The following is a 13545-nucleotide window of genomic DNA, read 5'->3' as shown; positions in this document are numbered from 1 at the left end:
CCAACCCACTGCCACAGAACCGTCATCGACGACAGATTGCCACCTCGAAACGGAGTTCACTTGTCCATGCGCACAATACGATTCAGAGCCGCGCTCGCTGTCGTCGCAGCGGGAGTCCTCACTCTCGGGGCGGTGTCAACCGCGACGGCGGCCCCGCTGCCCAATGCGCCGTTCGGGGGCTGGGGAAAATGCCCGATAGCCAATCCGGAGACAAGCACCTGTGTCGACGTCGTCGTCAAAGGCGGCGAAATGAACATCAACGGGCTCAAAGTACCGATTCCTTCCGGCTCGTTGAATATCGCCGGCGGTGTCGCCTATCGCGAGAACCCCGACGCAGAATTCGGGTTCGACCAGATCTTCATTCCTCCCACTGACGGCACCAAAGGCGTCTATTCCAGCCCCATCGAGGTACCAGGAGGAATCTTCGGGCTCGGTATACCGTTCCCCGGCGGCTTGACCACCATCAAGGCAACAGTCGAACCGGTCGCGTTGCCAACAGTCGACGCATTCCAACTCGGTGTCACACTTCCGGCAAGATTGAAGATCTCCAACCCCTTGCTGGGCGGCAACTGCTATCTGGGTTCTGCGAGCAACCCGATCATGTTCAAACTCGGAGTGTCCGAGAATGGTGTCCTGGAAGAAGTTCCAGGATTTCCGGATACCGCCGCCGTCAGAAACGTGACGCACGCCGACCAGACGTTCGCGGTACCGGGCGCATCTGGATGTGGACTGTTCGGCGCATTGAATTGGGCAGTCAATCTTCGCGCCAACGTTCCGTCTTCGAGTGGTCACAACTCGTTGACCACCACAAGCGATGTGTTCAACATCGGCGCCGACAGCCTGCGGACGCAGTAGAGCAAGCACCGGCGACTCACGAAGTATCACCGACAACAAGGAGATATCGATGTCCCATGCAGTTCGCCGCACCACCATCGTCACAGCTGCCGCCGCAGCCGCGATTGCAGTCGCAGCCGGCACCGCTCTGGCTTCGACCGTCGTCACTCCAGCGGGTCAAACCGTGACTGCTTCGAGCAGCAATCTCAGTATCAAGACAGGAACGATCACACTTACCTGCTCCAGTACGACGGGCTCCGGGACCATCCCATCCGCGCCGGGTAATTCCAACACCGGCACCGGCGGAGTCAACGTCAATATCGGCACCCCCAGCCTGACCGGGTGCAAGGCTAACGGCCTACCCGCTGTGGTCACCACCTCCGGCTCGTGGCTATTGAACGTCTCGTCAGACACCGGATCGGCTCAGGGATCCCTGGTCATTCCTGCAGGAGGCGCAGTCGTGACGATGCCCGGATCCACGTGCACAGTCACCGTCGGGGCCAGCACTATCGGACCGCTGCCATTCGATATTCCCAACCAGCGCGTCGTGGCCAGCAACACCGGCACTGTGAACTACACGCGTACCGGCACCGGGCCCGTCTGCCCCGCCGCAGCCACTGGCACGGCAACCATGTCCGGCACACTGCAGTTCGCGTCGGCCTCGCCGATCAACGTGACGCCGTAACGATCGACAGCTAGACAATAGGCTCGTTGGGGGATCGACGCTTCCGTCGCTCCCCCAACGAACGTCCTGTGGACCGGGTCCGCACACGATCGCCTTCGGTTACGCCACGAAGCGGACCGGCGCGTTATCCATCTCCTGCTTCGGTGGCGTCGAGTAACGCGCCAAGGGCGCGGTGGAGCTCGGCGAGTTCCCGCCCTCCGGTTTTCGTCAGCACTTCCGTATTCTTTGCATCCAATTGGCGGACAATGTCTTTAGCGAGCTCTATGACTCGTTTGCCCTCGTCACTGAGATCGAGGCGAACGGCTCGCGCATCGCGACTATCGCGTTCACTGACAACAAACCCGCTCTTCTCCAACGCTCGCACGAGCTTGGATATGTAGATTCGCTGCAATCCTGTGTGCACTGAGAGTTCTCGCTGACTCGGCCTCTCCCCCGCACTCACCAGACCATGCAGAGACGCGAGCACTGAATACTGGGCGTGAGTCAACCCCAGGTGCGCGATCGCTCGGTCAACCCCCGCCCGCCAGCGCAAGCCAAGGTGCCACACCAGCGACCCTGTCGTCCATGTTTCTCGATCTTGCATACAAATAGAATACATGGCTACTATCTCAATTAGAGTATATGGAAACTATTTGAGGAGTCGCAATGCCCACAATTCCCGTGCTCGACTCGACCATGGCCTACCGCTCGCGCGGTGAAGGACCACCCTTCGTACTCATCCACGGAAACCCCACATCCTCGCACTTGTGGCGAAACATCCTGCCGCAGATAGGAAATCTGGGCCACGCACTTGCCCCTGACCTCATCGGAATGGGGCGGTCAGGCAAACCGCCAATCAACTATGGCTTCCTCGACACCGCCCGCTACCTCGACGCCTGGTTCGACCAGATGGAACTCGACGACGTCGTACTCGTCGGACACGACTGGGGCGGGGCGCTTGCACTGGACTGGGCTGCCCGCCACCCCGATCGCGTCCGAGGTGTGGCCTTCTTCGAAACGATCCTTCGTCCGATGACCTGGGACGAACACTTCCCGGGAGAGGCACGGGCACGGGTGGAAGCTCTGAGGGACTCCGACACAGGAGAGACGAAGGTACTCGACGAGAACTTCTTTCTCGAAATAGCGCTTCACAGAACGGTTCTCGGTGAAATGACCGAAACCGATGCCGAGGCCTATCGCTCCCCTTATCCGTCACGAGAGAGTCGCCGACCCCTTCTCGAGTGGCCACGATCCTTCCCCATCGAAGGAACTCCCGGTGACGTGAATGCACGTGTGGCGGCGTACAGCGATTGGCTCGCAGAAAGCACCGACGTACCCAAACTTCTTCTCACCTTCAGCGGCCCCGCAGAACTTCTCATGATCGGACCTGACGAAGTCACGTGGAGCCGATCGAATATCGCAAATCTCGAGGTGGAACAGTGCGGTCCCGCAGGACATCTCGCCCCCGAGGATCAGCCTGCGGCCATCGCGGCGGCGATCACCGAATGGACACAGCGGCAACACTGTTTCAACCGCGAGTGACGTGGGACCGTCGCCAAGTACTCTGAGGGCCGGTTTCCCCGACCCATGCGGTAGCGATCCAGACGATGCTCCGAAATATGGGACCGACACCACCTCCGCCGGATTTGTCCGATATAACTAACTGGCGAGTACGCCGGTTGGGACGAGGTCGAGAACGAGGGGGCGTGTGTGGTGAACGAGGACGGGTTGGGGCGAACGTCAGGATCGGGGGCTCCACACCGGGTGGGCGGCTTTCTCTATCACCGCAACGGCGATCGGTGGGAGTGGTCGGACGAAGTTGCACGGATTCACGGATACGAACCCGACCAAGTAGCTCCGACGACAGAATTGATGCTCTCGCACAAGCATCCCGACGACCGAAGACACGTTGCTCAAACACTGCACGCCATCCGCACTTCAGGCGGACCGTTCAGCAGCCGCCACCGCATCATCGACACTGCAGGGGACACTCACTCGGTAATCGTCGTCGGCGACAGCGTCGTGGACGAGTCGGGTGCCGTGGTCGGCAGCTCAGGCTTCTACATCGACGTCACCGAAACCCTCGACAGTACGGTGAAAGCGTCTGTCGACGTGCTGGTCAACGAAATCACCGCTTCTCGCGGAGTAATCGAGCAAGCCAAAGGCATGCTCATGGTGATCTACGGCATTTCGGCCGATCGCGCCTTCGACATCCTCGTGTGGCGTTCTCAAGAGACCAACGTGAAACTCCGGGATGTTGCCGAACAGTTGATAATTCGAACGCTTGACGACTTCCGGGTCCCGACACTACTGCGGACCCGATTCGATCACGTGCTGTTACAGGGTTGAATGACAACAGGGTTGAGGGATCTGCTTAAGGCGGTTCCCGTGGCTGGCTGCTCAACCTCGAGGAACCTCGCCCGCATTGATTCCGGGACGGTCCGATGCGGCCTATCCCCGTTGTTACCCAACGCGGAGTAAAAGGAAACTACTCGTCGTCAGACTTCTCGTCGGAGGTCTCCTCGACCAGTTCAGGCGCCTGTTCTCGCGTTGCCATTCCCCCGTCGCCGCCCTTGTCCACGGGTCCTGGGTGCCCGCCCTTGGGCGACTGGTCGTTGTCGTCTTTGTCGGTCATGCGATCGTCCTCATCATCTCGTCGTCTCGGTCCTGGAGCCGGCGCAAAGAGACCGGGACCCAGCTCCATCTCAATCTAACGCGCTCAGGACTTCTCGCAACCCTCACCGATTTTGTTTGCATTTCAGTGCTTTCGGGCAGGTGACTGCGAACAGCATTTCCACGATGAGAGGTCGATCCCAGTGCGCGCAGTGACTTGGCAAGGCAAACGGAAAGTAAGCGTCGATACGGTTCCGGACCCGAAGATCGTCGAACCCACCGACGCAATCATCAAGGTCACCACGACGAATATCTGCGGATCCGATCTGCACCTGTACGAGACTCTGGGTGCGTTCATGAATGCCGGCGACATTCTCGGCCATGAACCGATGGGCATCGTCGAAGAAGTCGGTTCGGAAGTCACGAATCTCGAGATAGGTGACCGCGTCGTCATTCCGTTCCAGATCTCGTGTGGCAACTGTTTCATGTGCGATTCGAGCCTCTACACACAGTGCGAGACGACGCAGGTCCGCGATCAGGGAACGGGCGCAGCATTGTTCGGCTTCTCCGAGCTCTACGGCTCGGTGCCAGGCGGGCAGGCTGAGTACCTCCGAGTACCGCAAGCACATTTCACACACATCAAAGTTCCCGAAGGTCCAGCGGATTCGCGATTCGTCTACCTCTCCGACGTGCTCCCCACAGCCTGGCAGTCGGTCGAATACGCCGACATCCCGCCGGGTGGGTCCGTGACAATCCTCGGCCTCGGACCGATCGGTGACATGGCGGCTCGTATCGCCCACCACAAAGGGTTTCGAGTATTCGGTGTGGACCGTGTACCCGAACGCCTTGCGCGCCTTGCCGAACGCGGTATCGAGACCCTCAACCTGGACGACTACGGCAGCAAGATCGGCGATGCCATCAGAGACGCGACAAATGGCCGCGGAACCGATTCGGTGATCGACGCTGTCGGTATGGAAGCGCACGGGTCTCCGATCGGAAAGCTCGCGCAGCAGTTCGTCGGACTCCTTCCCGATGCTCTTGCCGCACCTGCGATGCGTAACGCAGGAATCGATCGCCTTGGCGCTGTCTATTCGGCCATCGACATCGTTCGGCGCGGCGGAACCATCTCTTTGATCGGTGTCTACGGCGGAATGGTTGATCCGCTGCCGCTGATGACCATGTTCGACAAGCAGATTCAGCTCAGGATGGGCCAGGCGAATGTCAAGAAGTGGGTAGAGGACATCATGCCCCTGCTCACTGACGACGACCCACTCGGCGTCGACACCTTTTCCACCCATCAGCTGCCGCTCGATCAGGCGCCACACGCCTACGAGATCTTCCAGAAGAAGCAGGAAGGCGCGGTCAAGATCCAACTGAAACCGCACCTGTAGTTCAACGCCGATCAGTTCGACGGTTCATCCGCCACGTCCGCATCTTGTTCGCGAAACCACCGATCGTCATACTCACACCTCACACACGCTCGACAGAAAGAACCTGAAACCGAAATGGCTCGCGAACTTACCGTCTCCGACAGCATCGTCGTCAGCTCCGACGCGCTTTCCCTCTACGAGGTCATCAGCGATCCCACTCGTATGGGTGCCTGGAGTCCCGAAAACATAGGCGCAACCTTGCGGGGAGCCCGCGAAAGCGCTTTCCTGGGCATGGAGTTCGACGGGCACAACAAGCGTGGGCGCGCGCAGTGGACCACGCGATGCACAGTCACCGCTGCCGAGGCCGGGAAGCTCTTCGAATTCCGTGTTCACAAGATCGGCCTCAGTACTCCCCGGATCCCCGCCTCTATCGCAACCTGGCAGTACCGATTCTCGCCGGTGCCCGACGGAACCCGAGTTACCGAAACGTGGACCGACGACAGGCGCGGCTGGCCGGACTTCGCCGCCGACATGTTCGACAAAATTGCCACCGGAGGAAAAACCTTCGCCGACTTTCAGCGCGGCAACATCCGCAAGACGCTCCTGAACCTCAAGAACGCAGTTGAGCAGGAGGTTTCCGGAATCGAAGGCAACGTCGGCTGACCGGCCGACACCATTTGTGGCAGTTTCTGCCACTTTTGGTACAGTGCGGATATGGCAACAGCCCGCCGCACTGCACTACTTCTCCGCGTCTCGCAGAGTTGTGCTGCCGCTTTCGTCGAACGCGGCGACACTTCGACGACCATCGCGGAGCTCGCCGATCGGGCAGAAATCTCCGAGCGAACGTTCTACCGTTGCTTCGCCACCAAAGAGGAGAGCATCTGGCCGATGCTCGACGAGGGAAACCGCAGTCTGGCCACGGCACTCAGCGCGCAAGCCCGCGAATTCGGGCTCGCAGCGGCTGTGAAGAATGCCTTTATCGCATCGGTCGGCGAGTCCTTCGAGCCGATGACCCGGTCACTGATGCCCATCATCTTCGGTGATGCGGCACTCCGGAGAGTTTGGGAATCAGCAACTTTCGAGACGATGGAACTGATTCGCCCAGAAGTCGCACGCCTGATCGATCGTCCGGAAACCTCGCTCGACACCACAGCGGCTTCGGGCCAGGCAACACTTGCGGTAGTGGCCGCACTGCGTGAGATGGCAGACCTCCGGACGCCCGCACCCAAGGCCATCACCCGCGCGCTCGGGGCGTTCTCGAAGCCATATCTCGCAACACCAACAGGTAAGGAACAATCATGACTCAGGATCTCTCCGGAAAAATCGTTCTCGTCACCGGCGGCGCACGCGGCCTGGGCGAGGCGTTTGCCCGCGGCATCGTCGCGGGCAACGGCCGCGTCGTCATCGGCGACCTACTCGACGACGACGGTCGAGCAGTGGCCGAATCTCTCGGCGACGCAGCGCGTTACGTTCACCTCGACGTCACCGATCCAGCGTCTTGGAAGTCCGCCGCCGAGTACGCGGTATCCGAGTTCGGCGCGATCAACGGTTTGGTCAACAACGCCGGAATCTCGGCGTCCGGCCAGACAGTCGCCGAGGAACCACTCGAGACGTTCCAGCGCATCATCCAGATCAACCTGGTGTCCGTGCACACCGGTATCCACACGGTGGTGCCGTTCATGAAGGCAGCCGGCGGCGGATCCATCGTGAACATCTCCTCGGCCGCCGGCCTGATGGGCATGGCCCTGACCAGCGGTTACGGCGCAGCCAAGTGGGGCGTGCGTGGGCTGAGCAAGATCGCCGCCGTCGAACTCGGCCGCGACAAGATCCGGGTCAACTCGGTTCACCCCGGCATGGTCCTGACGCCCATGACTGCACCGACGGGTATCAGCCTCGAAGAGGGCGCATTCCCCAACAATCCGTATCGCCGTGTCGGTCGCCCGGAGGAGTTGGTCGGCGCGGTCACCTACCTGCTTTCCGACGATGCCTCGTACACAACGGGTTCCGAGATCGCCGTCGACGGCGGTTGGACTGCCGGCCCGTCGATCGAATACATCGCCGGCCAGTAAGGCAGGGATCCGTTCCCGCCCGAATCTGCGCATTCCGAACGCCCTCAGGTGAATACCAAACTCTCTCTGATTGCATTCGGAGAAGACAACTTTCGCAGTCGCTGCAGCGCCCGATGCAGGTTGAGTGACACCTCGTCTGTCGTACGGGCAAGCGACGTTGCGGTCGCCTTTGTATCGAGCCCGACGATCAGCCGCAACACCAGGACATCGCGTTCGACAACCGGGAGCGTTGTCGGAGGCGGGAGCGATCCACCGCTGAACCCGTCGGATGCCGCCCGAGCAATCGCGATGCTTGTACTCGCGTACAGCACGCGAAGAAAAGGCTGATACGTCTCCGATCCGTCGCACACTGCCGTGAGAACGGCGACGCACGCGGCATCCGCGGCGGAATCGGAAACCGCCTGATCAAGCTCGGCGCGGCACCGCAGCACAACCATCGGACGAAACGCCGCATACAAACTGGCCATGGACTCACGGCTACCGCGCCGCGCCGCGGCGGCCAATACATCCAGCGAGCCTTCCTTCAACATGGGCTTACATCTCTCTTTCTCGACGGGACATTCGTTGTGCGGTCCGAGAGATCAGCTCGAACCGAACGGTCCCACGAAGTAGTTTCCGGCGGATGGACATGGCACGATCAATCCCCTGCCCGAAGGATTCTCGAGGCTCTCTCTCAGCTCTGAGGCACACACCAGTGAAGTCCTGCATCCTTGCCGCTCACTGGCACTGACCTGGCAAATTCCTGGCAGGATGCTGATTCAAACCGAACGCCTTGCACTGCAGAATTTTTCGATCCGGTCAGCGTGTATTTGCTGCTCCAAGTCCGACCGTTCCGTTCCAGGCGACGAGGGGTCACACGGGCGTAGGGTCGAGAGAGTTCGGCTCAGTCGTCAAGAGCGGAAGGACACCCAGACAATGCGGAGCGATGGAGATACGTGGGACATCGTCAGTAGCGTCGGACTTACCGCGCTGGCAGTGGCAACGTTCCGAGCACTGGAGAGCACCCGTCCGGACGCGATCATCGAGGACAAGTTCGCATCGTGGTTCGTAGAAGCTGCAGCCGAGCCGCATTTCACAGCTCTTCTGAAAGATCCCACACTCCTCGAGGACACCCCCTTCGGCGGTTTCATGGGGTTGCGAACCAGGTTCTTCGACGAATTCTTCTCGTCGTCAACCGAATCCGGAGTAAGGCAGGCGGTAATCGTTGCAGCAGGGTTGGATTCGCGTGCGTACCGGCTAAATTGGAGCTCAGGATCGACGGTATTCGAAGTGGATCAGCCAAAGGTGCTGGAGTTCAAAGCCGAAGTGCTCGCGGCGCACGACGCCCAGCCGAAGACCGATAGACGCACTGTGCCTACTGATCTGCGAAACGACTGGCCGGCCGCACTCGAAGAGGCTGGTTTCGACCCGAACGAACCCACGGCCTGGTCGGCGGAAGGCCTGCTCGCCTATCTCCCCGGCCCGGCCCACGACGCCCTGTTCGAGCGGATCGACGAACTCTCGGCCACCGGTAGTCGCTTGGCGGTGAACGACTTTCCGGCCGGAACCGACCCGAGCAAGCTTGCGGCCATCAGATCCAAGTACTTCGCCAAGGACCCGTTCGGAGACCTGGACATTTCGCAACTGTTCTACAGCGACAAGCGATCCGATCCGGGCCAGTGGTTGGCTGAACACAATTGGACTGTCCGACGCTTCAGCTCGGTCGAGTTGGCAGAACTGTACGATCGTCGGATCCCCGAACTCCCCGAAGAAATCGCAGCGCTGTCAACGCAACCGTCCTTTTTGGCCGCGACCAAGAACTAGCTCTCGCAGTCATCCCGAAAGTTCTTCGAGTGCAGCCTTTCTCCCATTTGTCCAGCGGCAAGGCGCGTGTCACCACTACAAGTGGTCGACGGTACTCCAGGATGAAGCGATTCAGTACCTCAGGCTGAGTACGTCTACACCTCAGACGGACGCGCGCCGAAGAGAACGCTGATGAAATGAGTCCATGAAACTCGAACACACACGCAGGAAGGGCCGCCCGCTCGCGCTGGTAGCACTTGCCTCCGCAGCGGTATTCGCCCTCGCCGCATGTACTTCCGGGACTGATTCCGCACAAACCTCTGAAAACAACACAAAGACCTCCCCCACCGCGGCACCCGTTACGGTCACGATCCCTGACAGCTCCGTCGGCAAGCAGATCACCTGGCTTCTCAGTGCGTTCAACACGAGCACGCCGTTGACCCAGGAAGAAATCGCCGAACACTTCGGGCCCACTGCACCCGTAGTCCTGACACCTCCGGACTTCGACTCCATCCGAGCCGGACAGCCTTGGACAACAGTGAATTACAAGGGAGGCGACTCCGACGGCACAGTTTCCATCACCAGCACCACCGGCGGTGCGTTCGACGTCAACGTCGTCGTCGACGGCAACGGGCTGATCCTCGGAATGGCGATCACACCGACCAAGGACGTTCATGTGCCGGCCGCATCTTGGCAAGAACTCGAGGCAGCTGTCAAAGCGCTTCCCGCGCCGACCAATCTGACCGTCACCGAGGTCACCGAAGGAAAGAACGCCGAAGTCTTCAGTGTCGGCGACACCTCACCACAGCCCACAGGGTCAACGATCAAGCTGTACGTTCTCGGCGCGGTCGCGACGGCCGTCCAGAACGGGACACTCTCCTGGGATCAGAAGCTCACCATCACCGACGACCTCAAATCGATGCCCGGCGGGACCATGCAGGACCTGCCATCGGGAACTGAAGTCACGGTCCGAGATACCGCCGGCAAGATGATCTCGATCAGCGACAACACCGCCACCGACATGCTGATCGCCGCTGTCGGGCGCGAGCAGGTAGAAGCCGAATTCGCCCCGATGGGCATGGCAAATCCTTCGCTCAACATCCCGCTCAAGCCGACCCGCGCACTGTTCCAACTCGGCTGGGGTGACCAAGGCGCACAACGTATCGCTTGGCGCGACGGAACTCCGGACGAGCGTCGAGCGATACTCGCGGCACTACCTGGCGGCCTGGTGGACATCCCGGCGTCAGCATTCACCACCCCCGCATGGCCTTTCGACATCGATTGGTTCGCCTCGCCTGCCGACCTGCGTGCCGCGTTGGTCACGTTGCAAGAGAAGGCGAAGACCGAGAGCGGCGCACCGGTTCGAGACATTCTCGCCGAGGATCCGGCGCTCAGTGACGAGTCCGCGAAATGGTTCACTTACGGCGGATTCAAGGGCGGCAGTTCCATCGGGGTCCTCGCGGGTGCCTATTACGTGGAACACGACGATCGTGCCTGGGTTGTCACCATGCAAACTCATGGTGACGACGCTGCACTGGTTGCCGACCCGGCTCTGTACTTCGATCCGGTCGACGACGCGATGCTCTTGATCCAGACGGATGCAACCAGTTAGTGCCCAGTGGCGGGCCGAAACCACGCACGCCGATTCATTGCCTTCGCCGATGAAGGCGCCGGATACAGAGAAGCCGCTGCACATCCAGTGTCATCCGGATGCACAGCGGCTTCGCTAAGTCTTAGCCCGTGGGGGGCTCGGTCTCGTCCGACGAGAATCCGTCGAAGAATGCGATGACCTTCTGAAGAAGTGCCGCGATGTCGAAATCTTCCAAGCTACCCATTGCGTTCGTCCTTTCGTTTAACACTGAGGATGAAACGTGCATCTTGCAATTTCCAATGTAAAGCATGAAAAGCATTATTTCTCGACCGAGCGACACTTCGGTTGCAAATACGTCACTCAGCAAGATATGGGCAAATCACCGGAAATAACAGCTCCCACCCGCAATATTTCGGTCTTCCGCAACCCGCTTATTTCCCCAATTCGCAAGTGGGTAAATCTTGAGAAAAATTTCCCGGCGCGTCGATCACGAAAGATATTCCTGGTGAAACTCTCAATCCAAGAACACAAAGACAGAGGAAGCTCCGACACAGCTGACACGCAGTTTTGCCCGCCTTCAAGAGTCGTCATCCACGCACATAGTGGACACTCGTCTGCGATAACGAACCGGTAGCAACACAATCCCAGGCACTTTCTCCCATCTTCTGACTTTTACTCATGACCACTGAAGATTTGCGCTGGTGAAACGCAATACCAGTTCGAAAGTTCCACAACTTCTCCGGATGCTGTGCACGCGATTAACTGATCAAATATCTGTTGACTCACCGAACCCACACACTCCGCCAGAACGTCACATCCGAATGCTGGACGTTAGTTTAGATGGGTTCGTATTCTCGGAATCTGCTCGATAACGGCGGCCCCACGGATAAAACCGAGACTGCACCACCTCAGGCCGCCAGGTCATGATCCGCGACTCGGCGAAGGGTGTGCGGACAAGTCCACACGAGGGTGAAATAGGGGGTGAGACATGCCTTGGGGTCTCGTTTTACCGAGTCCGACACAGTACGTTTTCCCAGGCACGCCAGTCCCCAGATTCATACGGTGTGCAAGGACTCGTTGACGCTTCCGAGATGTTGGCAAGGCCGACCACAGGCCCCGTTCTCCCGACGAGAACGGGGCTTCCTCGGGTCGGTTTCCGCCTTCGACCGACCGGGTAGACGCGAGCATGGGCGCCACCTGCTCGACCGAATCCACCGCTGGCCGCCACGAATCGACGACCCCGACCGTCGGCGTCGAAGAAGAATTCATCCTCGTCGACCCGACCTCCTGGTTGCCGTCCACCGACAATGCTGCGGTTGCGGAAACCGCGTCGACACTGGGTTTGGATCTTCAGCTCGAGTTGTCCCGCTGCCAAGTCGAGACCAACTCTCCCGTGTGCTGTGGCATCGACGAACTCCGAACCCACTTGACCGACATGCGTCGGCTCGCGGCAAAAGCTGCAGAGTTGAACGGCTGCAGGCTGTTGGCCGTCGGCGCACCGCTTTCGGGGCCTTCGCGTTTCGAGATCAGCGACTCGCCTCGTTACCGCCGGATGGGCGAACGCTTCGGCGCCCTCGCTGCCGAACAAAGCATCTGCGGTTGCCACATACATGTGGGCGTCGCTGATCAAGTACAGGCCGTGCAGGTCTGCAATCACGTGCGCATCTGGTTGCCCGCCTTGTTGGCACTGAGCGCCAATTCCCGTGTCCACCAAGGAGTCGACACCGACTTCGCGAGTTGGCGGGCGATCCAATGGTCCAGGTGGCCCGTCGCCGGGCCGCCGCCGTACTTCGAGACCACCGGGGACTTCGACACCGCGGTTGCGAAGATGGTGGATTGCGGCGTGATGCTCGACAAGCGGATGGCCTACTGGGATATCCGACCTTCCTGCCACCTACCGACCGTCGAGATCCGAGTCTGCGACGTTCAGCCGACAGCAGAGGATGCAGCGCTACTTGCAACCCTTGGACGAGCTCTGGTGGCAACTGCGTTACGCGCGATAGACCGGGGCATCGAGGCTCCGAACATTTCCCTCGAGAGCCTCCGCCTCGCAACCTGGGTGTCCGCGAAGGAAGGCGTCCTGGGAGCGTCGATCGATCCGATTACCTCACAAAGAATTTCAGCCACGGAACTGTTGCACCGGCTCCTGATCCATGTCCGTGACTCCCTCGACGAGGGAGGCGAGTACGCGAGCGTGGAGTCGGCGCTGCAGCTCAAGTCAGTCACAGGCAACGGCAGCGACTGGCAACAGCGAACGCTGCGCCAGGTCTGCCTTCGGGAACTGATTGCGCGTGCCGTTCAGCGCACCGTACCGACCGCGCCGACTGGCACGGATACGCACGACGAGCCGACAACGGATCAGTAGTAATGCCGCCGACCACCGATGGCGTGCCCGGCCGCGCCCAGCGCGTACAGGATGATTCCGATCACCAGCAAGACGACACCAATCGTCCACAGGATCGGAATGTTCACCACGAAACCGATTATCAGCAGGATCACGCCGAGGATGATCATCACAAGCTCCTTCAGTGCGTTCACTCGGGCGGATACGCCCGCCTCGAGCCGCATACACCGCGGATACCCGTCGGCAGAGCGTTTCATACCCACTCTGACCGGGTATTT

15 protein-coding genes are annotated in these 13545 nt (G+C 60.1%); 11 read left to right on the top strand and 4 right to left on the bottom strand.

Features of this window, described 5'->3' with window-relative positions; genetic code table 11:
* Nucleotides 1–66: 66 nt before the first annotated feature.
* Nucleotides 67–855, top strand: coding sequence for a hypothetical protein (locus BH682_RS05800; RefSeq protein ID WP_021333197.1), 789 nt, complete (start codon nt 67–69; stop codon nt 853–855).
* Between the two features lie 49 nt (nt 856–904).
* Complete coding sequence (locus BH682_RS05795; RefSeq protein WP_075832401.1) at nt 905–1519, top strand: hypothetical protein; 615 nt, start codon at nt 905–907, stop codon at nt 1517–1519.
* 124 nt (nt 1520–1643) lie between these two features.
* On the opposite strand, the gene BH682_RS37275 is transcribed toward BH682_RS05795, so the two are convergent.
* The gene (locus BH682_RS37275; protein WP_172403485.1) at nt 1644–2102 is read right to left on the bottom strand and encodes a MarR family winged helix-turn-helix transcriptional regulator; all 459 of its coding nucleotides are present in this window, start codon (nt 2100–2102) and stop codon (nt 1644–1646) included.
* A gap of 62 nt (nt 2103–2164) precedes the next feature.
* Here BH682_RS37275 and BH682_RS05785 point away from each other — a divergent pair, with 62 nt between their 5' ends.
* A complete protein-coding gene (locus tag BH682_RS05785) occupies nt 2165–3040 on the top strand; it encodes a haloalkane dehalogenase (RefSeq protein WP_064074093.1) in 876 nt (291 codons plus the stop codon).
* 168 nt (nt 3041–3208) lie between these two features.
* The gene (locus BH682_RS05780) at nt 3209–3847 is read left to right on the top strand and encodes a PAS and ANTAR domain-containing protein (protein ID WP_075832399.1); all 639 of its coding nucleotides are present in this window, start codon (nt 3209–3211) and stop codon (nt 3845–3847) included.
* Nucleotides 3848–3986: 139 nt separating this feature from the next.
* Here the strand turns inward: BH682_RS05780 and BH682_RS36330 are convergent, their stop codons facing one another.
* The gene (locus BH682_RS36330; RefSeq protein ID WP_003945804.1) at nt 3987–4133 is read right to left on the bottom strand and encodes a hypothetical protein; all 147 of its coding nucleotides are present in this window, start codon (nt 4131–4133) and stop codon (nt 3987–3989) included.
* 181 nt (nt 4134–4314) lie between these two features.
* Here BH682_RS36330 and BH682_RS05775 point away from each other — a divergent pair, with 181 nt between their 5' ends.
* The 4 genes from BH682_RS05775 to BH682_RS05760 all read left to right on the top strand — a co-directional run bounded on the left by BH682_RS05775 (nt 4315) and on the right by BH682_RS05760 (nt 7550).
* Nucleotides 4315–5502: a zinc-dependent alcohol dehydrogenase gene (locus tag BH682_RS05775; RefSeq protein WP_054827313.1), complete on the top strand. Its 1188-nt coding sequence runs from the start codon at nt 4315–4317 to the stop codon at nt 5500–5502.
* Nucleotides 5503–5616: 114 nt separating this feature from the next.
* Nucleotides 5617–6144: an SRPBCC family protein gene (locus tag BH682_RS05770; protein WP_054781433.1), complete on the top strand. Its 528-nt coding sequence runs from the start codon at nt 5617–5619 to the stop codon at nt 6142–6144.
* Between the two features lie 51 nt (nt 6145–6195).
* Nucleotides 6196–6783 (top strand): TetR/AcrR family transcriptional regulator, encoded by a 588-nt coding sequence (locus tag BH682_RS05765; RefSeq protein WP_075832397.1) that lies wholly within the window; start codon nt 6196–6198, stop codon nt 6781–6783.
* Complete coding sequence (locus BH682_RS05760) at nt 6780–7550, top strand: glucose 1-dehydrogenase (protein WP_003945779.1); 771 nt, start codon at nt 6780–6782, stop codon at nt 7548–7550. Before BH682_RS05765 ends, BH682_RS05760 begins: the two co-directional genes overlap by 4 nt.
* Nucleotides 7551–7594: 44 nt before the next feature.
* Here the strand turns inward: BH682_RS05760 and BH682_RS05755 are convergent, their stop codons facing one another.
* Complete coding sequence (locus BH682_RS05755) at nt 7595–8080, bottom strand: RNA polymerase subunit sigma (RefSeq protein ID WP_075832395.1); 486 nt, start codon at nt 8078–8080, stop codon at nt 7595–7597.
* 385 nt (nt 8081–8465) lie between these two features.
* Between BH682_RS05755 and BH682_RS05750 the strand changes: the two genes are divergently transcribed.
* From BH682_RS05750 to BH682_RS05740, 3 genes are all read left to right on the top strand, one after another.
* Nucleotides 8466–9353, top strand: a complete 888-nt coding sequence (locus tag BH682_RS05750) for a class I SAM-dependent methyltransferase (protein WP_075832393.1) — start codon at nt 8466–8468, stop codon at nt 9351–9353.
* 184 nt (nt 9354–9537) lie between these two features.
* Nucleotides 9538–10944 (top strand): serine hydrolase, encoded by a 1407-nt coding sequence (locus BH682_RS05745; protein WP_075832391.1) that lies wholly within the window; start codon nt 9538–9540, stop codon nt 10942–10944.
* Between the two features lie 1165 nt (nt 10945–12109).
* Complete coding sequence (locus BH682_RS05740) at nt 12110–13288, top strand: carboxylate-amine ligase (protein WP_075832389.1); 1179 nt, start codon at nt 12110–12112, stop codon at nt 13286–13288.
* Here the strand turns inward: BH682_RS05740 and BH682_RS36325 are convergent.
* The gene (locus BH682_RS36325; RefSeq protein ID WP_003945912.1) at nt 13282–13437 is read right to left on the bottom strand and encodes a DUF6131 family protein; all 156 of its coding nucleotides are present in this window, start codon (nt 13435–13437) and stop codon (nt 13282–13284) included. The genes BH682_RS05740 and BH682_RS36325 overlap by 7 nt on opposite strands.
* Nucleotides 13438–13545: the final 108 nt, after the last annotated feature.

The organism is Rhodococcus sp. YL-1 (assembly GCF_001942025.1).
Classification (GTDB): Bacteria; Actinomycetota; Actinomycetes; order Mycobacteriales; family Mycobacteriaceae; genus Rhodococcus_F; species Rhodococcus_F qingshengii.
The sequence above is the reverse complement of the archived record's forward strand: the minus strand, read 5'-3'. Positions and strand labels throughout refer to the sequence as shown.